Genomic DNA, 26,274 nt, shown 5'->3' with positions numbered 1-26,274 from the left:
ACTCCTTGTCTTACGCATAAGCGCTACCGTCCCAGCGCAACGCGTTAATAATCTCCCAGTCAGGTTCAACACCTATTCCCACGCCACTGGGTAGCGTCACTTCGCCATTTATGGGTCGCAGCGGAAACAATTGTGTAAAGGGGTTCTCCATTACGTCCCATTCGACAGGCTCAATGGGATGGCTATCCATTTTGGTCCATGCTAACAAGCAAGCTTGTGCAAATAACGTATACAATCGTGCCAGCGAGCCATCAAAGGAATGCGGAGACACGCGATAACCAAACTGACGGGCCATTTGCAAATGTGTTCGATAATCGTCAATGCCCCCTGTATGCATCAGGTCAGGCTGTGCAATATCGACGGCCCCCTCCTTATACAAGGGTAAAAACTGTGAGCAACGGATCAAGTTTTCTCCGCCAGCAAGCGGAATGGATAAATACGAACGAAGCTTGACATATTCGTTTGTACGATCCATAGGCATCGGCTCCTCCAGCCAAAGCCAATTGCCATAACGGGAAAAAAGCCCTGCCCACTTCCTTGCAGTCGCACAGTCGTAGCTCTGATTGGCATCTATTGCTACTTGGACTTTCTCAGGAAGCAAATTCATCAGTTTTTCAATGTGCGTCTGATCCTCTTGAACAGAGCGCCCGCCAATCTTTACTTTCACCATATTGAAGCCATCGTCGACTTGCTGGCTAACTTGCTTCCATGACTGTTGCATCCAGTCATCTGTTTCACGATAGGATTGGAGGGAGGCATATACCGGGATACTAGAATGAATCTGCCCTCCCCACAGTTGGCACACAGATAACCCCACCGCTTTCGCCAAAATTTCCGTAAAGGCCATACTGACACCTGAAGCCGATCGCTGATGCCACTTTCCTATGACATCGACAATAGCTACTCTGTCATCCACCTCCTTCCCCAGCAAGTACGGAATGATGCGCTCACTAAAGCCCTTGTGGAGCGTGGGCAGCCAATCAATAATTTCTCCCCAGCCATCTATTCCAGCCCGTGTGATAATCCGAATGAGATAACTCGTTCGATAACACTTATACCCATTCGCATCACCGTAAGCTTGCGATAGACGATGAAGAAGCGGATACGTTTCCACGCGCTCAATTTGCAGGTCTGCGATCGCTACCTGATCACGAATAGTCATCCATGCCCTCTCGCTCTGCTTGCTCTCCCTCATAGTCGTCATAGGAGAGGAAGTTTCCTTTTCCTTCTCCTTTTCTCATGTACTCCTCATACGTCCCGCTTCTCATAAAATGCACACTGTCCGGTCCGTGATAGCCCTCAATATCGGTATAACCGATCTCCTCTACGGCTTCTACAAAACCATCCGGCTCATTGCTCTCGATATACATTTCGTCGTAATCCGTTTTGTCGGGTCCCTGGTACGAAAAAGGCGTGCTGGATGTCCCCCATGACTCGACAATTTGCCAAGCATCCTCACCGTCGAATCCGTTTTGTCCTTCTTTTTCATCTAAAGACGTACGTCCGAATGGTGGCTGCAAAAACTCCTCTTCAATCGGACGTGACTCATTGACTATTGGCGCTGGTGCGTGCTCCTTACACGTTTGTGACTGTGGCAATGCTTCCAGTCGCTCCACAGGTATTTGCTCTCCACAGACGGTACACAGGCCGTAGGTGCCTTCCTCCATACGCTGTAGCGCTTGATCAATCTCTTTTAACGTCTCACGATCGAGACTGTCTAGAGCCAAATCTTTTTCCCGTTCAAACATCTCGCTGCCGATATCTGCCGGATGATTATCGTACATGGAGAACTCCTGCAAAGAGGTTGTCATCGGTTCTCTCATGCCATAATGGTCCTGTACGCGGTCTTCCAGTTCTTTTTTCTGTTCCAGCAGCTTTTCCCGGAAGCTGGCCACCATCTTTTGGTCCACGCTGTACACCACCTTTGTTTGGTTTCCTCAACAGGTAGTATGTCTTGGTCCCGAAGGAAATATGACCAGCAAAAAACCTGCCACCCCCAAAGGGAATGACAGGTTGATCAACCGATTTTATTCTGTTACATGTGCGTAATGTTGTTCGACGACATCAGCACAACGTACGCAGAGCGACGCGTGCGACTCGCGAGTGCCAACATCAGGTTTTACTACGCGGCAACGCTCGCATTTTCCACCGTCTGCGGCAGAGACCACAGCAGCAATTCCTTCGAGTTGTACCGCTTCTGCCGGAGCAGACCCGCTGTGTACATCCACGTGAGCCACGATGAACAGGTCAGCGAGATCGTCCATTGCTGCCAATGTTTTCGCAACTTCTTCCGTTTGTGGGTACAGAGCCAGCTTGGCATCAACGGAGTTACCGAACACCTTGTTGCGGCGCGCTTCTTCCATGGCTTTAAGAACCTCGTCACGGATCGCCAGGAACGCATCCCATTTGCTCTCTGCTTCTGCTGCAAAGCTGAGATGTTGTTCGTCGCCTTCTGGCATATCTGTCAACTGCACACTCTTCTCTTCCACTCCTGGAATGAACGCCCACACCTCGTCGGCTGTATGCGGCAAGAGTGGAGCAACCAGCTTCACCAGACTGAGCAAGCAATCGTACATCACTGTCTGTGCAGCACGTCGTTTCAGACTGTCTGGTGCTTCTACATACAGGCGATCCTTACAAATATCCAGATAGAACGCCGACAAATCAATCACGCAGAAGTTGTGAACCGCATGGAAAACGGTATGGAACTGATATTCATCGTACGCTTTGCGTGTACGCTTCGCAACTTTTGCTGCTTTCGCCAGAACATAACGATCCAGCTCTCCCAGCTCTTCATACGCTACGCGGTCTGTTGCTGGATTAAATCCATCCAGGTTACCCAACAGGAAGCGGAACGTATTGCGGATTTTGCGGTACACCTCAGCGATCTGGTTTAGAATCGCATCGGAAATGCGCACATCAGCCTGATAATCAACAGAAGCTACCCACAGACGCAAGATATCTGCGCCCATCTTGTCAATAACTTGTTGAGGCACGATGACGTTACCAAGAGATTTGGACATTTTGCGTCCTTCTCCATCCAATGCAAAGCCATGGCTCAGGACGGATTTGTAAGGAGCAGTGCCATACACGGCAACCCCTGTCGAGAGAGAAGAGTTAAACCAGCCACGATACTGGTCAGAGCCTTCCAGATACATGTCAGCTGGCCAAGCAATGCCTCTTTCGCGCAAAACAGCCTGGTGGCTGGAACCGGAGTCGAACCAAACGTCCATAATATCCGTTTCTTTGCGGAAATCGTTGCAATCGCATTTGGTGCAAGAAAGCCCTTCTGGAACGAGCTCATTTGCTTCACGGGAGAACCATACTTTCGATCCTTCTTTGCGGAAAAGATCAGCAACATGGTTGATCGTCGTGTCGTTAATGATCGGTTCGTTACATGCTTTGCAATAGAAGATTGGAATCGGTACACCCCAGACACGCTGACGGGAAATGCACCAGTCGCCACGATCCGCAATCATGTTAGCCAGACGAGTTTCTCCCCAATGCGGAATCCATTTTACATTTTTAATCGCTTCGAGCATTTGCGTACGGAATCCGTCGATCGATGCGAACCATTGCTCTGTCGCGCGATAAATAACCGGTTTTTTCGTACGCCAGTCATGTGGGTAAGAGTGCGTGAAGAAACTGAGCTTCAAGAGTGCTCCGTTTTCTTTCAGCTTTTCGGTAATCACTTTGTTGGCATCTTCATAGAATAGACCTTCAAAGCCTGGTGCTTCATTGGTCATTTTACCTTCGTGATCTACCGGGCAAAGGACACCCAAATTGTATTTTTGACCAACGTTAAAGTCATCTTCCCCGTGTCCTGGAGCAGTATGAACGCAACCAGTACCTGCATCCAAGGTTACGTGCTCACCCAGGATGAGTGGAGACTTGCGATCATAGAACGGATGCTGCGTTTCTATACCTTCCAGTTCTTGACCTTTAAAGGTCGCAAGAATCTCTACGCCTTCCCAGCCAATTTCTTTGCTCGCGGCTTCAATCAGACCGTTGGCTACCAGGAATTTGCGGCCATCTACCTTCACGACGTTGTACTCGAGTTCAGGGTGCAAGCTGATCGCTAGGTTTGCTGGCAATGTCCACGGAGTCGTTGTCCAGATCACAACACCTGTCTCTGTGTCCAGCTTGCCTTTTCCATCTGCTACTTGGAAGCTGACGTAAATAGAAGGAGAACGCTTGTCTTTGTATTCGATTTCTGCGTCAGCCAGAGCCGTCTCAGAAGACGGAGACCAGTATACGCAGCGCAGACCTTTGTAAATATAACCCTTCTTCGCCATTTCACCGAATACGCGAATTTGGTTGGCTTCATACTCAGGCAGGAGTGTTACATAAGGGTTTTCCCAATCTCCACGAACGCCCAGACGCTTGAATTGGTCGCGTTGCTTGTCGATATAGGACCAAGCATATTCTTCACAGCGCTGGCGGAAATCGTTCACTTCGATGCTACGACGATCCAGCCCTTGTGCATTGATAATCGCTTGCTCAATCGGCAAACCATGTGTATCCCAGCCTGGGATGTACGGCGCATAAAAGCCTGCCATGGATTTATAGCGAACGATGAAGTCCTTGAGGATTTTGTTCAGTGCGTGACCAATATGAATGTCTCCATTCGCATATGGAGGGCCATCATGCAAGACAAATGACGGGCGGTCTTTTGTACGATCCAACACTTGTTGGTAAATATTTTGCTCTTCCCATACCGCTTGCATCTGTGGCTCGCGGCTTGGCAAATTGCCACGCATAGGGAAATCGGTTTTTGGTAGCGCTAAAGTTTTGCTGTAATCCATGGCCTGATTCACTCCTTAAATAAATAAAAGCCTTCACTCATCCCCTAAAAGGGACGAGAGAAAGCTCCCGTGGTACCACCCTGATTGAACAAACCCGTACGACAAAAAAGCCTGCATCGGATTCGTTCCACTTCACTCATTCGTAACGGGAATGACGCGCTCACTTACTCACCTGTTCAACCATCAAGGTTCACCGGTTTTCGGATATTGAACTCCCGGGTGATTTTCTGCGAAAGCAACTGGCCGGGTTTTCACCTTTTCCCGACTCTCTAGGCAGTGCTGGCTCACGTACTCTTCCCGTTCATCGTCTATGATTTGTGATTTATTTCAAAAAAGTTGTCTTTCATTATAATACCATCATTGCTCGAACGTCAATGATTTATTCAACTGTCACAGCAGAATCAGCCTGTGGCTGTTCGATGCTGTCCCAGTCGCCATTCTCCAGCATTTCCAGTTGCGCTTCCAAAAGCGTCCGAAAGCGCATACGGTAAACCGAAGCACGTTTTTTTAATTCTTCGATTTCGATTGCGATTTTGCGCGACTTCGCCAATGCTTCATTGACGATTCGGTCTGCATTTTTCTCCGCTTCTTTTAGGATGAGCTGCGCTTCCTTGCGGGCATTGGACTTCACATCCTCTGCTGTCTCCTGCGCCACCAGAATCGACTTGCTCAAATTTTCTTCCAAACTCTTATAGTAATCTACGCGCTCATTTAGAATGGCTACGCGCTCTTCCTGTTCTTTTTTCTCTTTTATCAAGAGCTCAAAATCTTTGATCACCTGATCGAGAAATTCGTTCACTTCGTCAATGTTATACCCACGAAAGCCTGTGCTGAATTCCTTATTGTGTATATCCAACGGCGTTAATGGCACATGAACCCCCCACTTTTCCCGATAATTCGTCTCTAATCATTTCGACAGGATTAGCAGTGTTTCCTGCCGTATTTTACAATTTTTTGCGCCTTGGTCCATCTTATGTAACCAGTCCGACAATCATTCGAATTCGTCCGCTACGCGTTGGACCTGCTACCTCAAGAATTTTGAACCGACCATAGCCTGCAAGAGATACCATATCCCCCATCTGGAGTTGATAAGACGGGTCTTCGATTACTTTCCAGTTGATTTTTACTTTTCCCGCTCGAATTGGCACCAGGGCTTTTGCGCGAGACATATTGTGTACTTCTCCGATGATCGCGTCAATTCGACCTGATGGGACGGTGATTGTTTTTTCTACAAACATGGGTGCAGGCGGTGTGAACGCCTCCCATGCTACCCGCTCAAACTGAACAGATGTCCGGTGAATTTGCGTCACCTGCGCACAGACAAAATCAGCAACTTCCTCTGCTACAATCGCATAGCTGCCCGCTGAATCTGTCAGCATATCTCCGAATTTCTCCCGCTTCATCCCGACACCCAGCATCGCCCCCATCACATCTCGATGCTCCAGCACATGAAAGCGCTGATCTGCCTTGATTGCCAATAAGGTAAGGCGATAATCATCAGGTTCGACTGGGAGGTACTCCGGATGGATGATAATACGAACTCGCTCGGCACCTTCGTATCCTCCATATGGAGAAACCTTCACATCTCTTACTTGTGAGGATAGACTCTGAAAAATCAGCAACTGCCTCGGGTCTACAAAATCAGTAAGGCGCATGGCCTGCTTCCGCTCTACTTGCGTCAGCATTTCCAGCGCCCGTTCAACAAAGGGACGTTCTTCTTTTGAAAAATGGTCAAATATGCTCATCGTTTCACTCGCCTAGAACATGATTTGTTCCAAAATGGCGTACAGGCCAGATTGGGCAAGACGCAGGGCAATCAATGCGACAATCGGGGAGATATCGATGAAGCCGAGCGGTGGGATAAACCGGCGAAATGGCGCCAAATAAGGTTCAACCAGTTTTTCCAGTAACTGACCGATGCCTGTACCTCTCATTTGAGGAACCCATGACATTAAAATGTAAGCAATAATCATGTATTGATATACCGTAAAGGCAAAATTTAAAATCGAAATGACAGCAGTCATTAGCTCACCCTTTTACATTCGTCTTAAATGGCTACTCTTCCAGCACACTGGAGATCGTACCCTGAATATCTACATGGTCAGGTGTGCACACGAAGATCGTGTCTCCGACCTTTTGGATATCACCGTTTAATGCATATACCGTCCCGCTCAAAAAGTCGATAATTCTCTTGGCTTGGTCTTTTTCCACGCGATGAAGATTGACCACAACAGGTCTACGATGACGTAGGTTGTCCGCGATATCCTGTGCGTCGCTGTAATGACGGGGTTCACAGAGAATCAAACGGATTCCCTCCTTTTCCCGTGCTTGAAACGGTACTACGTTGTTAGTTCGACCGATCGCTGGCTGGCGTTTGTGCGAGGACTCTTGCTCTTCTCTTTCCTCTTCCACCGTTGTTGTCTCTTCGATGTATTCCTCGTTTTCTAACCCCAGAAACCCCATCAATTTATTCATAACACCCATACTCTTCCTCCTCTCTTACTCCGTGGTTTGGTCTGCTTTCCTTTACTCCGGCTTGACCAATACCGATCCTAAACGAATATATGTAGCTCCCTCTTCAATGGCCACTTCAAAATCACTAGACATGCCCATGGACAGTTCTTCCACCGGTGCGTGCGGGAATGCCATTTCGTTAATCCGTTGCTTCCACTCATAGAGACCACGGAACACCTGTCTGGCTTCCTCTTGGTTTTCGACAACAGGCGCCATTGTCATTAATCCAACGATACTTATATGTTTCATATTACTGGTTTCGCGCAAAAAAGCCAATACGTCATTGGGACTAAGCCCAAATTTTGTCTCTTCACCGGATATATTGATCTGTAAAAAGCATTTTACGACATGATCCAGCGCTTCACCGCGTCGATTCAACTCTTGTGCCAAAGAAAGTCGATCCAGAGAATGGATGTACGGGAATCTCCCTACGACTTCTTTTGCCTTGTTCGTCTGGAGGTGCCCGATAAAATGCCAGATTCCTTTATCGCCGTGTAGTTCATGCTTGGGCAAGGCATCCTGCACGCGATTTTCTCCGATATTCTCAACGCCTACAGCGAGCAAATCGCCAATAGCATCTGCGTCGACATACTTGGTCACGGCAATAATTTTTACTTCCTCACGCTTGCGGTTCGCCCGATCGCAAGCAGCCTGAATTCTTGCCTCGATGGATTGCAGTCGTTCTTTTAAAAATTCTTGTTCCTTGGTCATAACGAACCCTTCCCTTTCTTCTACAGGTTTTCCTTCCAGCCGATATAGGAAGCCATCCGTCCGGTAGTTCCTTGTATCCCAGCTTCCTTGCGATGAGAGAAAAACAAGTCTGTTCTGCAGCTTGTACACCAATGCGTGGAGAAAATATTCCCGGAAGAAATTCCTGCTTCGAGCAATATCGCTGTGTTCAGCTGACGGAGGTCCAGCATATATCGATCCCCAGTAGAGGAGATCACTGCTTTTTCCCAATCGCCTGCACAAGTGCGAACCTGCGTCATGATTCGCTCATCGACTTCATAGCAACAGCCGCCAATGGATGGGCCAATTGCGACGAAAATGTCCGCTGGCTTGGCCTGATAGTGCTTCGTCATTGCCTTCACCATTTCCTCGGCAATACGGCCTACTGTTCCCTTCCAGCCTGCGTGGGCAAGTCCGATTGCACCTGATTGAGGGTGTAGAAAATAGAGAGGCACACAATCTGCATAAAACGAGGTCAGCATGACTCCTTTTTCAAGGGTAAACAAACCATCTGTTGCAGAAATGACGTCCTCCAGACTTTCTTTTCCCGCCCCGCCTGCTGTAACCTGGCATACCTGATTCCCATGCACTTGATCGGCGCATGTCCACGCCGAAAATGACATCCCGACTTGTTCTGCCAGCTTGCGTCTATTGGCTACTACGTTCGCAGATTCATCACCCACATGCAGCCCCATATTAAAAGACCCGTACGGTTGTTCACTTTCCCCGCCTGAGCGAATGGTAAACCCCGCCACTAATCCAGGAAATTGTTGCTCCCACTCTGTTAACGATAAGATTGACTTATCCTCCACCCTGACAAATGGTTCTCTCATGTTGTCACCTTCCTCATATGGCTAATCATACCATAGCCGAAAAGAAAAGAAAGGCTATCCGTGCCTTTCTCCCTTTCACGTTAGTATTCATCTCCGCCAGAAGTTTTCACTTCAACTTTAAGTGCTTCTTCCATCCGAACAAGAACCACATCTTTCCCGATCTTCACAATATTGCGCCAAGGAATGACATAATCGTTCCCGGCAGAAAAGAACCCGAGAAATTTTCCTGGTCCCGGTACAACGATAGCCTCTACGCGCCCGTGACGCAGATCGATCTCCAAATCTGAAATTTGCCCAAGCCGTTTCCCATCGAGAATATTTACCACTTCTTTGGTCTGGAAGTCAGAGATTTTTACCATTCTTCCTCACCTTCTTTTCTCCGTTACTTTCAGTATATGAGTCCAAATAGGAATATGTCCGCTTCTTTGCCAAAAAGTAAGGTGATTGAAATCGAACGTTTCCGCTCGTACAAAAAACCCGAACGGTACAAGACCGCCGGGTCACCTATGTCGTTTCTCATTACGATTGAACGTGCTTTTGCATATGGGCAATTGCCGCTTTTTCTAATCGGGAGACCTGTGCCTGTGAGATACCGATTTCCTCTGCTACTTCCATCTGCGTTTTTCCTTCGTAAAAGCGCATGGATAATATCATTTTTTCTCGGTCACCTAGCCGCTGCATTCCCTCACGAAGTGCAATTTCCTCTACCCACGTGACATCTTTGTTCTTCTCGTCACTTATCTGATCCATGACGTAAATCGGATCGCCACCATCCTGATAAATCGGTTCAAACAATGAAACCGGATCCTGGATCGCATCGAGTGCAAACACGACATCTTCTTTGGCTACGTTCAATTCCTGAGAAATCTCGATAATGGTAGGCTCTCGCGAATGTTTGTTGGTCAAATTGTCACGCACCTGCAAGGCCTTGTACGCGATGTCTCGCAAAGAGCGGGAAACACGAATCGGATTGTTATCCCGTAAATAGCGGCGAATTTCTCCGATGATCATCGGTACGGCATACGTGGAAAACTTCACATTTTGCCCGAGATCAAAGTTGTCGATCGCTTTCATCAACCCGATGCAGCCCACTTGAAACAAGTCATCCACGAACTCTCCGCGATTGTTGAACCGTTGGATTACGCTAAGCACCAATCGCAAGTTGCCGTTGACCAGCTTCTCGCGGGCCGCCAGCTCCCCACTTTGCAGGCGCTCAAACAAATCCCGCATCTCTTTGTTTGTCAACACCGGAAGCTTGGAGGTATCTACCCCGCATATCTCTACCTTATTGCGCGTCACGTCTTTCCCTCCTCGAAGCAAGAAAAAAGTCCCTAACCCGGTTGTCTTGAAAGGCCGCGTAACTGACGCGTAGCCGACCAAGAAGGTGGCAAAAACCACCATCTGTTTCGGTTTAGGAACAGTATCCCCCCAAGCTGGGAAAATATGCGTTAGACCATCTTGTTGAATTCTTTTCGCAACCGTTTTATAATTCGCTTTTCCAAACGCGAAATATACGACTGTGAGATTCCCAACAAATCCGCTACATCCTTTTGTGTCTTTTCCTCTTCTCCCGCCAAGCCGAAGCGCAGCTCCATGATAATTCTCTCGCGGTCAGACAATTTATCCAGTGCTTTTTTCAGAAGCTTTCGATCCACTTGGTCCTCGATATTTTTATAAATCGTGTCATTCTCCGTACCTAGAACATCTGAGAGCAACAGCTCATTGCCATCCCAGTCAATGTTAAGGGGTTCATCAAAAGATACCTCTGAACGAATTTTATTATTTCGGCGAAGATACATGAGGATTTCGTTTTCGATACAACGAGAAGCATACGTTGCCAGCTTGATGTTCTTATCTGGATCAAAGGTATTCACTGCCTTGATCAAGCCGATAGTGCCGATACTAACCAAGTCCTCAATGTTAATCCCCGTATTCTCAAACTTGCGGGCGATGTAAACGACCAGACGAAGATTGCGTTCAATCAACATACCACGGACAGCCGGATCACCAGACGGCAGTCGTCCAAGCAGCAGCTCCTCTTCTTCTCTGGTCAACGGTGGAGGCAATGCTTCACTCCCGCCAATATAATAGACTTCTTCGGCGCGTACACCAAGCCAGAGCAAGATTCGGTACCAGGTCAATTGGAGTTGTAGGCGAAGTTTTACATACATGATTAGCCCTCCTGTTTGAGAATAAAGGTTGATTCCTCTGTATAAGTTTCCATCATGGCTGGGTGCACGATGGCCTGATACTTGCCGTCAGCAGCCAATGGGATCGGATTAAGCCCGATTAGCACTCGTTCTGTTTCAAAACGAATCCCGTCTTGCACGACCATGACACGGTCTGGCTTGATTGCGAGTAAAAAATCCATTCCTCTTGACACACTTCGATACGGGATCAAGCGTATCCGAGACTGCCATTCCAGCGGCAAATGGTCCCAAGATCCGTCCAGCTTCTCCCACACTCCACCGTTTTCATCGGCTTGTCGGAGAAGCGACGGCGGAAGCAAATGTGCGAACATGCGATTTTCTATAATCATAACGGGTATGCGTGTAATCGGCTCGTGGAGCTGGTTTCCTGTGTCCACAAGTCCACGGCAAATGACTTTTTCCCCTGCTAGCGTGACGACGACATCGACAAGAAAGGTTTCGATTCTTCGTGGCTCCTGGATTGCACGGTAGCTCCTTTTCCCGAGGAAAAAGATCAGGATAAAACCGATCAGGACAATCCCCAAAGTAGGCTTGAATCCGACGCCAAACCCATCATTATGCGTGACAACCAGTCCATTGACAATTTCACTCTGCGGTGCCAAAAAATACTGTAGCCCAAACACTCCTCCTCCGAACACAAATGCGACGAAGTAAAAAATGATCAAGTTTTGCGCAAAGGACAACAACCTCCTGTTCCCAAAAGCAATCCACAGCATGATGACAGAAAAGAGCAGTTTGACCCACCATTGATACATGGAAGAAAACACAGGGAAAAAGAAAAAGACCAGATACGCGGAGCCAAACAGAGAGGCAATTATCATTCTCCACCACACCATGCGTTCTTTGCGAAAATAAGCAGTAAACCAGAGTAACAAGGTATCAATAGCCACATTCAGGAGTAGAATGATATCAAGATACACAACCACTTGCTTTCCCCCTCATCTTTTGACCGACTTGGCAGCAAGCATGTGTCCTAGCAAAAATGGTAAATAGTAGGACGACTTCTATCAGTAAAAGCAGTATATATCAATGTGTATGTAAAGTCTGTCAATTCTTGACGGTGTTTTTTTGGTTTTTTTGTCTAACATTTTTCATCCAATCAACAAAAAAAGCCTTGTCCCCACTGACGGGAACAAGGCTTTTGGCGGTCGCTTTTCACTTTAGTTTTTGTTGCGGCGGCGATTGCGCAGGAATGCTGGAATATCCAGATTATCCAGGTTACCCATGGAGAAGAAGGACTTGTCTTCCTCTTCTTCCTTCGCACGGCTGTTATTCGTATTGGAAACTGGTGTTGGACGATTGCCAGGCGTGTTGATCGGCTGTTGTTGACGGCGCGGAGCTTCCGCCGCGCGTTGACTATGCTCGAAGCCTGTAGCAATTACGGTCACTACCAATTCATTTTTCAGATCCTCGTTAATCACCGCACCGAAAATCATGTTAACATCTGGGTCAGATGCAGAAGATACGATGTCGGCTGCTTCGTTTACTTCGTACAAGCTCAGATTGGTACCGCCAGTGATGTTCATGAGAACACCGCGTGCACCATCAATCGCAGTCTCGAGAAGTGGGCTGGAAATAGCCCGACGTGCAGCTTCAGCCGCACGATTTTCGCCACTGCTTACACCGATACCCATGAGAGCAGAACCGCGCTCAGTCATGATCGTCTTCACGTCAGCGAAGTCCAAGTTGATCAGTCCAGGTACCGCAATCAGGTCGGAAATACCTTGAACCCCTTGTCGCAGTACGTTGTCAACTTCGCGGAATGCTTCGAGCATTGGTGTATTTTTATCAACGATTTCCAAAAGACGGTCGTTAGGAATCACGATCAGTGTGTCTACTTTTTCTTTCAGAGCAGCGATACCAATCTCACCGTGCTGGGAACGTCTGCGACCCTCGAAAGAGAACGGACGAGTTACTACACCAACTGTAAGAGCACCCATTTCTTTGGCGATCTCTGCAACAACAGGTGCTGCACCTGTACCCGTACCTCCACCCATACCGGCAGTTACGAATACCATGTCAGCTCCACGCAAAGCGTTCTCAATCAAATCACGGCTTTCTTCCGCCGCTTTTTTACCGATCTCAGGATTCGCACCTGCTCCCAGTCCACGTGTCAATTTTTCCCCGATTTGCAGCTTGATATCTGCACTAGAGAGCTGAAGTGCTTGCGCGTCAGTGTTCAAGGTGATGAATTCTACACCCTTTACTCCACCGGCGATCATGCGGTTTACTGCGTTGCTACCTCCGCCCCCGCAACCAATAACTTTAATTCGTGCAAAGGATTCCAAGTCCATATCAAATTCCAGCATATTGCTAGTCCTCCCCAACTTCAACATAAGAAAACTTCGTGGCTACAGAAGCCTGTCAACTAAACACAATGGAACGAACCGATACCCGTCTTCGTCCTTGTAGTTAAGCTCGATAAAGCGAACTCCATTAAATAAATTCGCTAAACCAGTTTTTTACTTTTTCCATCAAACCGCCGCCTTCTTTTGGCTTAGACGAGACGGTTTGCTTCTGAGTGCCCTTGAATGAGGGGGTGACGCGAATGCTGCGGCGCTCCATCAACTGCAAGGCATATTGAATCAAACCTACCCCGGTGGTGTAGGCAGGATCTCGCACTCCGATGTAATCAGGAATCGCAATTCGAACAGGTGCGTCCAATTCTTCTTTTGCCAATTCCAACATGCCCGGCATAGCTACGGTACCACCAGTGAGAACATAGCCACCTGCAATTTCGTCGCGATAGCCCAATTTGTATACAGCATCCTCGACTAATTGGAATATTTCCGCAGCGCGCGGCTCGATAATATTGGCCAAATCCACTTGCGTAAATTGCTTTTCAACTTCACTGCCAATCCGGTTCACCTTGAACTTCACATCTTCGGATGCTTCGTCAATAAGGGCACAGCCGTTTTTGGTTTTCACACGATCTGCCACATCTGTATGCGTTCGCAGTCCGAGTGAAATATCGCTCGTAATGTGGTCGCCACCGATGCCGATCACGGTGGTCGCTGCCAGTTTCCCTTGCTCGAATACACCGATCGTGGTAGAACCCGCACCGATGTCGACAAGAACGACACCCATATTTTTGTCATCTTTGGATAGAGCAACAGTGCTAGCCGCAAGCGGTTGCAAGAATATTCCAGCTACACGCAGATTGGTTCGTTGAGCACAGCGAACGATGTTATGTACGACCGTTTTCAACCCGGTCACAATGGTCCCTTCCATTTCCAGTCGGACACCAATCATCCCACGAGGGTCCTTAATGCTCCCTTGTCCATCAACGATGTACTCCTTTGGGACTACCTCGATGATTTCACGGTCTGGAGGAATAGCCACGACCTTCGCTGCCTGAATTACGCGTTGAATATCTTCTTCTCGTATCTCACGGTCTTCGCTGGATACAGCGACAACCCCTTGGGTTTCATGCAGATCGATATGGTTTCCAGTGATCCCCACATACACTTCTTCGATTGAAACGCCAACCATGCGTTCCGCATGATCAACCGCTTCCCGGATGGCATGCACGGTTTGGTCGATGTCTACAATCACGCCCTTCTTGATTCCTTCTGAGTGTGATTGTCCGACGCCGATGATGTTGATGGAACCATTGTTGATCTCGCCGATCATGACGCGTACTTTGGATGTTCCAATGTCTAGGCTGACTATGAGTTCATTGCTTACCAAACCTGTGACACCTCCCCTGCTACGTCTTTTTTCTTGCTAAAGTGAGAACACCTGCATAAATTATTCCACACAGGACAACCATTCCCTTTTTTTCTTATTGATTTTTTGCAAAAAAATGACCATCTTCCCATTTTTCTTCGCGTTATTCTTGCTGATTGATCCATTTGGATAGAACAATTCTCCTAATGACAGCGAGATTGTTGAACAAACGGACCCCGAAAGCCACGATCGCAGCCAAATACAGATCAATCCCCAAGTACCCTCCAATGAAGGCCAAGCCTGCTGCAAAAAGTGTGTTAAAAAAGAATCCAGACATGAAAATACGAACGTTAAAAGTACGCTCTAAAAACGAACGAATCCCCCCAAAGATCGTATCCAATCCAGCCAAGAGGGCTATTGATAGATAGCTGCTATACTCCTGGGGCACACGCCAATCCAGCAGGAAGCCGACAACAAGACCGACAATCAGTCCGATAAGCGGGAGCCACATGGTTACGAATCTCCTTTTTGTTTTACAGGTTTCATAAATTGAATGACACGTGTTTCATTATTCGCTGAAATCATCAGCTTGTCCCGTTTTTCTGCCAGCACCTTTTTATTCGCCAGCTGGAAGTTTTCCTCTACGCCCTCCAGCTTCAATGCGGACAACAATACTTCAGGCTCCCCCAATGCTTTTATCTCATACGGAGCCCTAATCGTCCTGGTATCGATTTGGATGACGTCTCCCACATTGCGGATCGCAGTGGTAGCAATCAGTCGATGACCATTAATGGAAACAGCTTGTGCTCCGTTTGCAAACAGGATATTTACCAACCAGCGCAAATCTTCATCGTCAATCGTATAGTCTCCTACAACAGGCACAGGCATATGTCCATCCCCAACTGGCTCTGCAGGTGTATGAGCATCGACAACATCAATAACGATGCCTTCTCCCTCCATCCCTACCATTCCAGCCATTCGGCGAGTCCGTGCCAACTCCTCTTTCATAACGGAGATACTTTCATCTTCACTGAGTGAGGTTTCGTATTGGTAGTACAGCTGATTATACTTTGAAATGTCTGCGAGCAGGTTTTTGTGTTTCTCCAGTTCTTTTTGCAACGTGGTCCGAAGTTCCGCGATGCTGCGAGACTCTTTATGAACAGGATGAAGACTGCTTCGTAATTGCACAGTCAACATCACACCTATGATAGCACTAATGATGGCAAGAATAAATGTGATTTTACGGCTTTTTTGTAACATAGGTAAACGCATCCTTTTATTTAGGAGTGTTTCGTTTTCGCGTCACCAACAAAGGCAGGTAGTTCGACCCGCTCTTTTTTGGCTATGCTTATTTGTACAAAATCTTGTAAGGAGTGTAAAACACCTCCCGGCAAATTCAAAGCACTGTCTAGTGTGTCGGGATTCCCTATCGCTGTTACCACGAATGGAGCGGCCGATTTGATGCCGTTTACGATAATCGTTGGTCCAATGCAACGAATTTCGGAATTGCTTACCACACGCTGCCCGTTAATGCTGATGGCCTCTGCTCCTGCTGCACGCAGTTCATTTACGACCAGGCGCACGTCCTGCTCATGCACGATGTAGTTTGCGATGTCTGTGCTGTTCGCTGCATTCTGGCTATCCTGCATCGTTATGACAATACCTGGCCCTTCCACAGCGACTACCCCTGCTAGCATCCGCGCTGCATCCAGTTGGCTGAGTGTATCAGCAGCCTCCGATTTGCGCTCCGCCATCGCCTCTTCCACTTTTCCCACCTGACGTTGCAGATCGAGCAGTTGATTTTCCAGATGCCGATTTTGCTCCTTTTCAGCCAAAATCCGGTCATTCAATTGCGTTTCCTGTTGGAACAGCTGATCATTCATCCGTTCTTTGCGGGTAAGCTTGTTCGTTTCGAAGGAAGTGGCCACTAGAAAGCCGGTAGATAACGTCACGATGGTTAAATACAAATGAAATTTGCGACGACGACTCATGTCTACTTTCCCCTTTTTCATTTACTGCTGTGGCTGCTCTTGCCCTTCCTGTATAGGAATAGCCCCTTGAGCCCCGTACGGAATAAACCACGGTTGCTCAAACAAAGAGAGCACCCCTTTTGTATCTGGCGGCAATTGTTTCATGATCGCCGGGTACCAGTTCATCATCTTGTCCAGCTTGTAGATGACGCTTCTTACTTCATTCCCGTCGCGCATGTACAGCGTTATGCGTTGCTTGTCGTAAACCGTCGGCGTCAATGTAATATCTGAAATCTCCGCGAGTACATTTGGCGATAATTTCGATAGCGACTTGGCGAGATGGGGAAGGAGCTCCGGTGAGGCCCACGAGCTAATCAATGGCCTGTCCACTACGCGCTTGGCGAAATTAACCTGTTTGAGCACATAGCCATTGTCCAGTAAGGCATAGCGGCTTCCGTCCTGCCCACTCCAAAAAGCGACGCGCTTTTGTTCGGTTATATGTAGCGTGATCAACCCGGGGAAAGAGCGGCTCACCGTCACATCTTTAATGGCCTCTAATGGTTTCAAGTTATTTCGCACACTGTTCTCCCATACGTTTAGAAACTGCATGTCCTTCATTAGGCCAGATTCTGTAATGACTTGCTCTGTCGTATAAATATCATTACCAGTCACTCGAATCTCTTGCACCTTACTGTAAGGGGAACGGATAAAAACGATGATGAGAATGGTAAGAAAAAACAATACCAGCAGAAAGACCAGTTTGCGGTTGCCCCTTCTTCTGGGGCGTTGTTGCTTGACTTGCGGAATGCGTTCCTCATATACCGCCATGGCCGTACCCTTCCTCTTGTTTTTTAGGCTCATTGCCCAGAGCAAAGTAAATTACTGGATGTCCTTCGAATAAATGTCATTTAACAAAACAGGGAAAGCGGCATAACATTATGCCGCCCACTCTCCCTCGGTTACATCGATACTCGTGATATATCGGCTCCTAATTGACGCAACTGCTCTTCCAGCCGATCGTATCCACGATCAATATGATGGATCTGGTTCACCGTGGTAATACCTTCTGCAGCAAGCCCCGCGAGGACTAAGGCAGCACCTGCTCGAAGATCAGTAGCTTCGACATTCGTAGCGGTCAATTTATTGACACCCCGAATAATTGCGGAGCCAAGATCAACGTATATAGAGGCGCCCATTCGCGCCAATTCATTCACATGTTTGAATCTTCCTTCAAAAATGGTCTCTTTAATGACACTCGTTCCCCTAGCCTGTGACAGAAACACCATCAACTGCGCCTGCAAATCGGTCGGAAACCCGGGATATGGCGAGGTGATGATCCGGTCGTAGGCACGTGGACGGGAGGAGCTTTTGATTTCCATTATATCATGGCGGGTCTTGATTTCAACACCGCAGCTACGGGCGACCTCAATCAATGCCATCAATTGCTCAGGCAGTGTATTGGTCAATTCGATATGTCCCTGTGAAATACCGACAGCCAGCAGATAAGTTCCTGTCACAATCCTGTCCGGTATGATCCGGTAACTGACGGAACGCAAACGAGGTACACCACTGATCTCAATCGTATCGGTGCCCGCCCCTCTGATCCTTGCTCCCATTGCATTCAGGAAATTCTGGAGGTCGATGATTTCCGGCTCACGTGCTGCATTACAAATTCGGGTCGTGCCTTTTGCCAGCACAGCCGCCATCATGATATTTTCCGTCGCGCCCACACTGGGGAAGGAAAGAAAGATATTGGACCCACGCAATTGTTTGGCCCGAAATGTAATGTAACCTTCCGATTCTTCAATTTTGGCTCCTAGCGCTGTCAATCCAGCCAAATGCAAGTCAATCCTGCGCTCTCCAATGTCACATCCACCTGGCCTGGAAATCGTGACCTCACCCAGACGTGCCAGGAGTGGTCCCGCCAAAAAAATCGAAGATCGCATTTGGCTCATTAAATCATCCGGCACCTGCGGGACACAGACAGACGTTGTATCCAGATCGACACATCCGTCCTCATGCTTCGTATTCGCCCCAAGCAACGTCAAGATTTCGAGCATGACCTTAATGTCTTTTAGATGGGGGACGTCATAGATATAGAATTGCCCTTCCGCGAGCACAGCAGCGGCAAGAATGGGAAGAGCAGCGTTCTTAGCACCTTGGATCCGAAGCGAACCGGACAGAGGTCTTCCGCCTTCGATCGCAAAAGTCTCCAAACTTTCACCTCCGTGTTACCCCTCGCCCACCACCAGAACTTCCGGATGCAGGTCAATCCCATTTTTCTCGAGAATCGTGCTCCGAACGTGATTAATCAAGGTGAGGACGTCGGCAGCCGTTGCTCCTCCGCAATTCACGATGAAGTTGGAGTGTTTTTCTGAAACCTGAGCTCCTCCGATCTGATAGCCCTTCAGCCCAGCTGCTTCAATCAGGCGACCTGCGTGATCATTAGGCGGATTTCGGAACACACTGCCAGCACACGGCATCTGCAATGGCTGCGTATTGCGCCGTCGTTCCTTATTGACAGCGAGTGTGGCCGCAATCTCCTTGCGGTCGCCCGTCCTCAATTGAAAACGGGCCTCTAGCACGATCCCTTTTTGCTTTTGCAAAAGAGAAGTCCGGTAGCTAAAGCTCAGTTCCTCGTTACTCAACACTTTACTTTCGCCGTTTTCGAAAAGGATCTCGGCCTCAATAAGAATACGTGAAAGATCAGATCCGTGTGCCCCCGCATTCATATAGACGGCGCCGCCTACCGTACCAGGAATCCCTCCTGCAAACTCCATACCTGTTAATCCCATCTTGCCTGTCTCCACCGCCAGGCGGATCATGGAATATCCGGCACCCACACACACCTCTTCGCCCCTGAACTCACAGTGGCTCAAGCCCTCGGCCACTTTAAGCACGGCTCCACGTATCCCTCTGTCCCTCACCAGAAGGTTTGAACCGCGCCCGATTACACTCCAAGGAATTTCATGACGATGGATGATCTGCAAGGCCTTTTGCAAGGATGCTTTATCCTTGGGTTGGATTAACAAATCAGCAGGACCCCCGATCCGCCACGTTGTATGATTAGCAAGGGGTTCATCGGTCCACACTTTTTCGATTCCTGCTTGCATGAGCTCATCTGCGATTTTTTTCATTTGTGAACCTCCTGATACGTTTGCTAGGTCGGACCTAGTCTTCTCACGTGTTTGCTCCATACTATGCTTTCGCCCAGATCGGCGTGACAATCGCCTATCTGATCATTTTTTTCGTGTCATCGCCTCTAATTGACGAACGATCTCCGTCGCTGCTTGCGGCATCCCCAAGGAAAGTGAACTATTTTTCATCTCTTCCCATTTCGCTGGATTGGTAAGGATATTTTCCAAGGAAAGTAGCAAGCTCTCTCCGGTAAGCTCCCGCTCTACGATAACATGAGCGGCCCCTGCGCGCTCCAATCCCCTTGCATTTTTCTCTTGATGGTTGTTCGTGACATACGGGGACGGAATCAAGATCGAAGGCACACCTAGTGCCGTTATTTCTGCCAAGGTAGATGCTCCTGCGCGACCAACCAATACATGCGTCGCTGCTAAAACATCCGGCATATTATGGACGAACGGAAGCACAGAAATGTTACTTGGAAGCGTTCCTCGTTCACGAAGCTGTGCCGAAATCGACTCAAAATGAACGTCGCCCGTCACATATACAAAATGAGTATCGGTGTATTTACCCAACTGCGTAACAACTGAAAGCACCGCCTCATTGATTGCACGCGCTCCCCTGCTGCCACCAAAGATCAGCACGATTTTTTTGCTATTGTCCACACCCAAAAAGCTACGCCCCGCCTCTGCATTACCGTGCATAACTTCCGTTGCACGTGGATTTCCGGTCAGTACCGTTTTAGACGGGGGAAAATGGGCGAGCGATTCTTTGAACGAAACAGCCACCCGAGTAACTGAGCGAGAAAGGAACTTGTTGGTCAAGCCTGGCACTACGTTTTGCTCATGGATCAACGTTGGAATCCCCAAGCGCGAAGCTGCATATACGACTGGACCACATACGTAGCCACCCGTACCAATTACGACATCCGGTTTGAACTCGCGCAGCATTTTCTTGGCATCCCCAACAGCCCGGACGAATTTCCACAAGGTCTTCAAGTTGTCCAGCGACAGCTTGCGTTTCAATCCGCTAATTTCTACGGATTGGAAAGGAATATTGGATCGCGGAACCAAACCTGCTTCCAAGCCTTTTTTACTGCCAATATACAAAAAGGCAGCCTGCGGATATTGACGAGAAACTTCCCTCGCCACCGCAAGCGCCGGATAAATATGTCCACCTGTGCCACCGCCTGTTAAGACGACACGCATTACGTTCACACCCTTTTTTGAGAAGGAGTAGCAATAGGCTGCTTTACATTCTTATTGCGTACTCCTGTTGAGGTTTCTGTTATCGAGAAAAACGAGAGATGTTCAACAAGACACCTACACCAGTGAGCATCAGTGTCAATGATGAACCACCGTAGCTTAGGAACGGCAACGTGATTCCAGTCACCGGAAACATCCCTGTCACAACACCAATATTGATGACAACCTGGATGGCAATCATGCCAATGATCCCTAGCGCAAGCAGGCTTCCGAACAAATCTGGAGCCGTAATTGCCGTTCGCATTCCCCTCCACAACAAGAGGAGGAATAGCAGGAGAATGAGCGTGCCTCCGATAAAGCCCAGCTCCTCCGCGACAATCGAGAAAATAAAATCATTGTAAGGCTCAGGCAAGTACAGATGCTTCTGTCTGCTTTGTCCAAGGCCAAGACCCAACAAACCGCCGGGACCTATTGCGTAAAGAGATTGGATGATTTGATAGCCCGTATTGAGCGGATCAGACCACGGATCGAGGAAGGACGTAATCCTTTTGATTCGATAAGGTGCTGACAAAACCAAGCCGATGAAGCCAACAACTCCGATCATTCCCAAACCGACAAAATGACTAATCCGCGCACCTGACGCAAAAATCATAACGACGGCGGTTCCCATCAAAACCGTCCCGGTTCCCAAATCCGGTTGCAGCATGATCAACCCAAAACACAGAACGGGAATTCCCAAGGCAGGCATAAGACCTTTTCGGAATAAGACAATTTTCTTCTGATTATCTGAGAGCCACTTCGCCAGGAATGCAACGACGCCCAGTTTCGCAAATTCCCCTGGTTGAATTCCAAAAGCGCCGAAACCAAGCCAGCTTTTCGAGCCATTTACTTCGATCCCGATGATCAAAACCAAAATCAACAGACCGATGCTTACCAAATACCCTGGCTTGGCCCATTGCTTCCACACCCAGTAATCGATATTCATCGTAATGTACATGGATGTAATCCCTAACAGAGCGAAGATCAGTTGCCGCTTGGCGAAAAAATACGGATCGGAAAACGGCGGCTTTTGCGCCACGATCGCGCTGGCGCTATACACCATCACGATGCCAATTCCCAATAAAAAAAGTGTTGCAAAAATAATTACGAAGTCGGGGGCAGAGCGTACCTTGCTCATTGTGCCAGGTCATCCTTTCTCATGCCGTCCCGCTTTTGTCATATTCGTGATGATACCAGTGGGACGTTATGCTAGGCTTGTTTTAAGTCTATGCACGCCGTCCTTAAACATGCTCCCCCTTGTCTCAAACGAAGGAAACATGTCCCAACTCGCACAAGCAGGGCTCAGTAAGACCACATCACCTGATTCGGCCAACTGGGAAGCAGCAAGAACGGCTTTTTCCACAGTATCGACATGGATCCGCTCATTAATCCCTGCTTCCTGCGCACGTTCCAGTAAAATCGGAGCCGTTTGCCCGAGAGCGATGACTGCTTTTACCCGACCTTGGATCACTGGCAGCAGTTCCCGAAAATCAACACCACGATCCAGCCCACCGCAAATCCATACGACCGGCTCCTTGCACGCTTGCAAGGCGCGGGATGCCGCTTCCGGGTTGGTCGCTTTTGAATCATTGAAGTATTTGACACCGCGAATCGAGTCCACGAACTCCATCCGATGCTCTACCCCTGGGAAGGTCGTAAGAACTTGTATAATCGATTGCTTGTCCGCGCCTGCGAGCTTCGCAACCAGAATCGCTGCCAGTGCGTTGTCCAAATGAGGAACGGTAATATCCGCGATCGCAACGATTGGCTCTGTATTCCCATTCCCATCTGCAAACAGGATCAAACCATCCTTGACAAAAGCTCCCTTTGGCACCTCTTGACTCTTGCTAAAGTAGTAGATGGATGCAGGGAGGTCTTTGCATTTTTCTACGATCTCTGGTTGGTCATATGGCAAAATAGCTGCGTCATCTGCCGTTTGGTTAGCAAACATTTTCAGTTTGGCTGCCAAATACTCTTCCATGGTGTGGTGGTAATCCAAATGAGCAGGATACAGATTGAGCAAAACACCGATATGTGGCCGGAACTCCCGCGTCCCCATCAGTTGGAAGCTACTCAATTCAGCAACGAGCCATTCGTCGGGACCAGCTTCCTCCGCTAGGCCGCACAATACGGTCCCAATGTTTCCTCCTACCTTCGCATCCAGACCCGCTTCTTTGAAAATCAGTCCAACGAGCGTCGTAGTCGTGGTCTTGCCATTGGAGCCTGTAATGCCGATAATCGGTGCCTTGGCAATCTGGGAGGCCAGCTCCACCTCCGTCACAACAGGAATGCCGCGTGCCTGCGCCTGCTTGACGGGTGCTGCTTCATACGGAATCCCCGGATTTTTGACCACAAGGGATACGCCTTCATGAATGAGATCATCGGGATGATAACCACAAATGACCGGAATCCCCAACGATTCCAGCTCTTCTACCCCGACCGCTTCTTCACGTGGCTTTTTATCATTTACGACGACATGAGCACCAAAGCGGTGTAGCAGTTTTGCCACTGCGACACCGCTCTTTGCCATACCAATAACGACGACATGCTTATTATGAAAACGCATCATCTGATTGTCACCACCTCAAGGTATACACCCAATCCAGCAAAGAACATACCGACGAGCCAAAACGTGACAACCACGCGCCACTCTGACCAGCCTGTTAATTCAAAATGATGATGCAGGGGACTCATACGGAAAATCCGCTTTCCACGTGTCTTAAAGGAGACTACCTGCATAATAACAGAGAGCGTCTCGACAACAAATACCCCGCCGATAATAGCCAAAAGTAATTCCGTCTTGGTCATGATTGCAATTCCCGCGAGCGCTCCACCAAGTCCGAGTGAACCCGTATCACCCATGAACACGCGTGCCGGATGCGCATTGAAGACGAGGAAGCCAAGTACCGCACCTACAACAGCCGCACTAAAAATGGCAGTGTCATAATCTTGACCAAACCATGCGATGATCGCATAAGCACCAAAAGCAATCGCTCCCGTCCCTGCCAATAGTCCATCCAATCCATCTGTGATGTTAACGGCATTCGTTGTACCTACCAAGAGGAACAACAGGAATGGGAAGTAAAAATAGCCGAGCTCGAGCTTCCACGGTGTACCTGGCAGATGGATGGACGTGTCATGCCCCATCATAAGCAGCAAAATATAAGCGCCGATTGCCAAGACAATTTGACCAGCAAACTTCTGTTTGGCAGTCAACCCGAGGTTGCGTTTTTTCTTGATTTTGATGAAGTCATCCAAAAACCCGATTAAACCGTATCCGAGGGTCACCAATAACAGGAAGTAAATTTCCATTTTCGCATTGGCAAACTTCAACACGGTAAATATGAGTGCCAAAAGAATGATGGTGCCTCCCATGGTGGGAGTTCCAGCCTTCTTAAAATGGGATTGCGGTCCTTCCTCACGAATTGCCTGCCCAAATTTCAGGCGGCGAAGGAAGGGAATAAACAATGGGCCAATGAGTACGGCGATGAGAAACGCAGCGACGATCGTGACGATTAGGACGTTGTCAACGAACATGCCCGAGCCTCCTTTCTTTCGATGCAGTGTGTGGCATCTGTTCTAGTCTAGGTTGTACCGGGCAATCGCTTCGCGCGCAACTTCACGGTCATCGAAGGCCAATACCTGGTCTTTAATAATTTGATACGTTTCGTGTCCTTTTCCGGCGATCAAGATCACATCGTCCGGCTTTGCAAGCGAAACTGCATGGGCAATGGCTTCGCGTCGGTCTGTCAGTGCCGTATAACGATCAGGTGCCACTTCTGACAAACCAGCCAGCATGTCATCTAGAATCGCCTGCGGCTCCTCCGAGCGTGGATTATCTGACGTTAAGACGGTCAGATCAGCATATTTCGTTGCAATTTGCGCCATGATTGGGCGTTTGGTTCGATCCCTATCGCCTCCGCAGCCCACAATGCAAAATACGTTGCCACGGGCAAATTCCTTGACAGTCATTAATGCATTTTCCAAGCTGTCTGGTGTGTGGGAGTAGTCGACGAGCACCGCAAACGGCTGACCAGCATCTACTGCTTCAAATCGCCCATTTACGCCCGCTACCTCTTCCAGGCTCGCCTTGATCTCTTCGAGTGGAATACCTTCTGCGAGTGTAACCGCGATGGCTGCCAAAGCGTTATACACATTGAACTTTCCCATCAGCCTCAAGTTCAGACGCGCACTGCCAGCGAAGCTTTCGACTGTAAAAGAAGTTCCTTTACTTGTGATTTCGATTTGTTTTGCCCTTACATCTGCTGGTTGATCGATGCCGTATGTAATGACTCGCGCCGGTGTAACGGTGGCATATAATTCGGACGCCTCATCATCGGCATTCAGTACAGCTGTTTTTAGACGGTCTGTGTCATAGCCGTTGCCCAGCTGGGAAAACAATAATGATTTGGCGTAGCGATAGTTTTCCATCGTTTTATGGTAGTCGAGGTGATCCTGCGTCAGGTTGGTAAAAACCGCTGTATGGATTTCGCAACCGCGGACTCTTCCCAGCTCCAATGCATGAGAGGAAACCTCAATAATCGCATAGTCTGTGTTTACATCGCACATGCGACGAAAGCTTCTTTGCAAATCTATGGCATCTGGAGTCGTATTTTTGACTTCCTCCGTAACGTCTCCAATTCTCATATGGATCGTTCCGATTAAGCCTGTTTGCTTGCTTTGATCGCGCAAAATTTTGTCGATCAGATGCGTTGTGGTCGTCTTGCCATTTGTCCCGGTTACGCCAATGACTTTTACTTCTTTCGTGGGAGATCCGAAAATACGATCAGCCAGCATAGCCATTGCCCGCCGGGTATCCGGTACTTTGACAATAGTCGCTGGCACGTCCAGATCTTGTTCGGATAACACGGCGACGGCACCATTCTTCACCGCCTGGGCCGCGAACGTATGTCCATCCACGGTATATCCAGTTAGACAGACAAACAAGTAGCCGGGCTTTACCTGGCGCGAGTCTGCTGTCAAACCCGTAATCTCCATGCTGTCATCCCCCGAAACCGTTACTGGCAACAAAGGCATGAGCAGATCCCGTAGAAACATGAAACAGGCACCCCATTCTCCAACTAGTATAGACAGAAATTTGAACATTTGTACTTGGCTACGCCGATCATTTAGGCGCAGTCTTGATGAACAAAGGCAGAGCGAAC

At 48.5% G+C, this 26,274-nt stretch carries 26 protein-coding genes and 1 other annotated feature; all 26 genes read right to left on the bottom strand.

The genetic code is table 11. The features are described 5' to 3' along the window. Positions 1-10: 10 nt before the first annotated feature. Positions 11-1,162, bottom strand: a complete 1,152-nt coding sequence (locus tag HP401_RS13320) for a mandelate racemase/muconate lactonizing enzyme family protein (protein WP_173605322.1) — start codon at positions 1,160-1,162, stop codon at positions 11-13. Then, a complete protein-coding gene (locus tag HP401_RS13315; RefSeq protein ID WP_015892077.1) occupies positions 1,149-1,922 on the bottom strand; it encodes a TraR/DksA C4-type zinc finger protein in 774 nt (257 codons plus the stop codon). The genes HP401_RS13320 and HP401_RS13315 overlap by 14 nt, the downstream gene beginning before the upstream one ends. Before the next feature lie 105 nt (positions 1,923-2,027). Beyond that, positions 2,028-4,805: an isoleucine--tRNA ligase gene (ileS, locus tag HP401_RS13310; protein ID WP_173605321.1), complete on the bottom strand. Its 2,778-nt coding sequence runs from the start codon at positions 4,803-4,805 to the stop codon at positions 2,028-2,030. Between the two features lie 46 nt (positions 4,806-4,851). Next, positions 4,852-5,119, bottom strand: a binding site (T-box leader). A gap of 65 nt (positions 5,120-5,184) precedes the next feature. Beyond that, a complete protein-coding gene (locus HP401_RS13305; protein WP_173605320.1) occupies positions 5,185-5,676 on the bottom strand; it encodes a DivIVA domain-containing protein in 492 nt (163 codons plus the stop codon). A 100-nt stretch (positions 5,677-5,776) separates the two neighbouring features. Beyond that, the gene (locus HP401_RS13300; protein ID WP_173605319.1) at positions 5,777-6,550 is read right to left on the bottom strand and encodes a YlmH family RNA-binding protein; all 774 of its coding nucleotides are present in this window, start codon (positions 6,548-6,550) and stop codon (positions 5,777-5,779) included. Positions 6,551-6,562: 12 nt separating this feature from the next. Beyond that, positions 6,563-6,829, bottom strand: a complete 267-nt coding sequence (locus tag HP401_RS13295; protein WP_015892081.1) for a YggT family protein — start codon at positions 6,827-6,829, stop codon at positions 6,563-6,565. Positions 6,830-6,860: 31 nt separating this feature from the next. After that, complete coding sequence (locus HP401_RS13290) at positions 6,861-7,289, bottom strand: cell division protein SepF (RefSeq protein ID WP_173605318.1); 429 nt, start codon at positions 7,287-7,289, stop codon at positions 6,861-6,863. A 42-nt stretch (positions 7,290-7,331) separates the two neighbouring features. Continuing rightward, a complete protein-coding gene (locus HP401_RS13285) occupies positions 7,332-8,030 on the bottom strand; it encodes a YggS family pyridoxal phosphate-dependent enzyme (protein ID WP_173605317.1) in 699 nt (232 codons plus the stop codon). 20 nt (positions 8,031-8,050) lie between these two features. Beyond that, entirely contained in the window at positions 8,051-8,881 is an 831-nt protein-coding gene (gene pgeF, locus HP401_RS13280) for a peptidoglycan editing factor PgeF (protein WP_173605316.1), read from the bottom strand. Positions 8,882-8,961: 80 nt separating this feature from the next. Next, a complete protein-coding gene (locus tag HP401_RS13275; protein ID WP_015892085.1) occupies positions 8,962-9,240 on the bottom strand; it encodes a YlmC/YmxH family sporulation protein in 279 nt (92 codons plus the stop codon). Positions 9,241-9,400: 160 nt separating this feature from the next. After that, positions 9,401-10,180 (bottom strand): RNA polymerase sporulation sigma factor SigG, encoded by a 780-nt coding sequence (gene sigG / locus HP401_RS13270; protein WP_015892086.1) that lies wholly within the window; start codon positions 10,178-10,180, stop codon positions 9,401-9,403. Positions 10,181-10,329: 149 nt separating this feature from the next. Continuing rightward, positions 10,330-11,052: an RNA polymerase sporulation sigma factor SigE gene (sigE, locus tag HP401_RS13265; protein WP_007717727.1), complete on the bottom strand. Its 723-nt coding sequence runs from the start codon at positions 11,050-11,052 to the stop codon at positions 10,330-10,332. Between the two features lie 2 nt (positions 11,053-11,054). Continuing rightward, positions 11,055-12,017 carry a sigma-E processing peptidase SpoIIGA gene (gene spoIIGA, locus HP401_RS13260; protein ID WP_173605315.1) on the bottom strand — a complete coding sequence of 321 codons (963 nt, stop codon included), beginning with the start codon at positions 12,015-12,017 and terminating at the stop codon, positions 11,055-11,057. Between the two features lie 234 nt (positions 12,018-12,251). Continuing rightward, entirely contained in the window at positions 12,252-13,400 is a 1,149-nt protein-coding gene (gene ftsZ, locus HP401_RS13255) for a cell division protein FtsZ (RefSeq protein WP_015892088.1), read from the bottom strand. A 127-nt stretch (positions 13,401-13,527) separates the two neighbouring features. Further along, entirely contained in the window at positions 13,528-14,781 is a 1,254-nt protein-coding gene (ftsA, locus tag HP401_RS13250) for a cell division protein FtsA (protein WP_015892089.1), read from the bottom strand. Positions 14,782-14,923: 142 nt separating this feature from the next. Then, the gene (locus HP401_RS13245; protein ID WP_015892090.1) at positions 14,924-15,271 is read right to left on the bottom strand and encodes a small basic family protein; all 348 of its coding nucleotides are present in this window, start codon (positions 15,269-15,271) and stop codon (positions 14,924-14,926) included. A 2-nt stretch (positions 15,272-15,273) separates the two neighbouring features. After that, positions 15,274-16,020, bottom strand: coding sequence for a DUF881 domain-containing protein (locus HP401_RS13240; protein WP_015892091.1), 747 nt, complete (start codon positions 16,018-16,020; stop codon positions 15,274-15,276). Positions 16,021-16,040: 20 nt separating this feature from the next. Beyond that, positions 16,041-16,751, bottom strand: coding sequence for a DUF881 domain-containing protein (locus HP401_RS13235; protein WP_015892092.1), 711 nt, complete (start codon positions 16,749-16,751; stop codon positions 16,041-16,043). Between the two features lie 21 nt (positions 16,752-16,772). Next, entirely contained in the window at positions 16,773-17,558 is a 786-nt protein-coding gene (locus HP401_RS13230; protein ID WP_173605314.1) for a cell division protein FtsQ/DivIB, read from the bottom strand. A 131-nt stretch (positions 17,559-17,689) separates the two neighbouring features. After that, positions 17,690-18,946, bottom strand: coding sequence for a UDP-N-acetylglucosamine 1-carboxyvinyltransferase (gene murA / locus HP401_RS13225; protein ID WP_173605313.1), 1,257 nt, complete (start codon positions 18,944-18,946; stop codon positions 17,690-17,692). 15 nt (positions 18,947-18,961) lie between these two features. Next, on the bottom strand, positions 18,962-19,867 hold the full coding sequence (gene murB / locus HP401_RS13220; RefSeq protein ID WP_173605312.1) for a UDP-N-acetylmuramate dehydrogenase: 906 nt from the start codon (positions 19,865-19,867) through the stop codon (positions 18,962-18,964). 102 nt (positions 19,868-19,969) lie between these two features. Beyond that, entirely contained in the window at positions 19,970-21,073 is a 1,104-nt protein-coding gene (gene murG / locus HP401_RS13215) for an undecaprenyldiphospho-muramoylpentapeptide beta-N-acetylglucosaminyltransferase (protein WP_173605311.1), read from the bottom strand. Between the two features lie 79 nt (positions 21,074-21,152). Then, complete coding sequence (spoVE, locus tag HP401_RS13210) at positions 21,153-22,247, bottom strand: stage V sporulation protein E (RefSeq protein WP_173605310.1); 1,095 nt, start codon at positions 22,245-22,247, stop codon at positions 21,153-21,155. Between the two features lie 66 nt (positions 22,248-22,313). Continuing rightward, entirely contained in the window at positions 22,314-23,678 is a 1,365-nt protein-coding gene (gene murD / locus HP401_RS13205) for a UDP-N-acetylmuramoyl-L-alanine--D-glutamate ligase (RefSeq protein WP_173605309.1), read from the bottom strand. Beyond that, positions 23,675-24,646, bottom strand: coding sequence for a phospho-N-acetylmuramoyl-pentapeptide-transferase (gene mraY, locus HP401_RS13200; RefSeq protein ID WP_015892099.1), 972 nt, complete (start codon positions 24,644-24,646; stop codon positions 23,675-23,677). The genes murD and mraY overlap by 4 nt, the downstream gene beginning before the upstream one ends. A 42-nt stretch (positions 24,647-24,688) precedes the next feature. Beyond that, positions 24,689-26,167 (bottom strand): UDP-N-acetylmuramoyl-L-alanyl-D-glutamate--2,6-diaminopimelate ligase, encoded by a 1,479-nt coding sequence (locus tag HP401_RS13195; RefSeq protein ID WP_173605308.1) that lies wholly within the window; start codon positions 26,165-26,167, stop codon positions 24,689-24,691. Between the last annotated feature and the right edge of the window lie 107 nt (positions 26,168-26,274).

Origin of the sequence: Brevibacillus sp. HB2.2, from assembly GCF_013284275.1 — a bacterium.
GTDB classification, from domain to species: Bacteria; Bacillota; Bacilli; order Brevibacillales; family Brevibacillaceae; genus Brevibacillus; species Brevibacillus brevis_D.
Note: the sequence above shows the minus strand (reverse complement) of the source record. Positions and strands in the feature narration are given on the sequence as shown.

What these genes read in the sequence shown, in the direction of transcription:
- HP401_RS13195 (WP_173605308.1), bottom strand. Translation starts at nt 26,167, where the DNA reads ATGTTTCTACGGGATCTGCTCATGCCTTTGTTGCCAGTAACGGTTTCG.
- murB (WP_173605312.1), bottom strand. Translation starts at nt 19,867, where the DNA reads ATGAAAAAAATCGCAGATGAGCTCATGCAAGCAGGAATCGAAAAAGTG.
- spoVE (WP_173605310.1), bottom strand. Translation starts at nt 22,247, where the DNA reads ATGAGCAAGGTACGCTCTGCCCCCGACTTCGTAATTATTTTTGCAACA.
- HP401_RS13290 (WP_173605318.1), bottom strand. Translation starts at nt 7,289, where the DNA reads ATGGGTGTTATGAATAAATTGATGGGGTTTCTGGGGTTAGAAAACGAG.
- murD (WP_173605309.1), bottom strand. Translation starts at nt 23,678, where the DNA reads ATGATGCGTTTTCATAATAAGCATGTCGTCGTTATTGGTATGGCAAAG.
- sigE (WP_007717727.1), bottom strand. Translation starts at nt 11,052, where the DNA reads ATGTATGTAAAACTTCGCCTACAACTCCAATTGACCTGGTACCGAATC.
- mraY (WP_015892099.1), bottom strand. Translation starts at nt 24,646, where the DNA reads ATGTTCGTTGACAACGTCCTAATCGTCACGATCGTCGCTGCGTTTCTC.
- HP401_RS13285 (WP_173605317.1), bottom strand. Translation starts at nt 8,030, where the DNA reads ATGACCAAGGAACAAGAATTTTTAAAAGAACGACTGCAATCCATCGAG.
- murG (WP_173605311.1), bottom strand. Translation starts at nt 21,073, where the DNA reads ATGCGTGTCGTCTTAACAGGCGGTGGCACAGGTGGACATATTTATCCG.
- HP401_RS13275 (WP_015892085.1), bottom strand. Translation starts at nt 9,240, where the DNA reads ATGGTAAAAATCTCTGACTTCCAGACCAAAGAAGTGGTAAATATTCTC.
- HP401_RS13295 (WP_015892081.1), bottom strand. Translation starts at nt 6,829, where the DNA reads ATGACTGCTGTCATTTCGATTTTAAATTTTGCCTTTACGGTATATCAA.
- pgeF (WP_173605316.1), bottom strand. Translation starts at nt 8,881, where the DNA reads ATGAGAGAACCATTTGTCAGGGTGGAGGATAAGTCAATCTTATCGTTA.
- HP401_RS13245 (WP_015892090.1), bottom strand. Translation starts at nt 15,271, where the DNA reads ATGTGGCTCCCGCTTATCGGACTGATTGTCGGTCTTGTTGTCGGCTTC.
- HP401_RS13240 (WP_015892091.1), bottom strand. Translation starts at nt 16,020, where the DNA reads ATGTTACAAAAAAGCCGTAAAATCACATTTATTCTTGCCATCATTAGT.
- HP401_RS13300 (WP_173605319.1), bottom strand. Translation starts at nt 6,550, where the DNA reads ATGAGCATATTTGACCATTTTTCAAAAGAAGAACGTCCCTTTGTTGAA.
- HP401_RS13320 (WP_173605322.1), bottom strand. Translation starts at nt 1,162, where the DNA reads ATGACTATTCGTGATCAGGTAGCGATCGCAGACCTGCAAATTGAGCGC.
- HP401_RS13230 (WP_173605314.1), bottom strand. Translation starts at nt 17,558, where the DNA reads ATGGCGGTATATGAGGAACGCATTCCGCAAGTCAAGCAACAACGCCCC.
- ftsZ (WP_015892088.1), bottom strand. Translation starts at nt 13,400, where the DNA reads ATGCTGGAATTTGATATGGACTTGGAATCCTTTGCACGAATTAAAGTT.
- ileS (WP_173605321.1), bottom strand. Translation starts at nt 4,805, where the DNA reads ATGGATTACAGCAAAACTTTAGCGCTACCAAAAACCGATTTCCCTATG.
- HP401_RS13235 (WP_015892092.1), bottom strand. Translation starts at nt 16,751, where the DNA reads ATGAGTCGTCGTCGCAAATTTCATTTGTATTTAACCATCGTGACGTTA.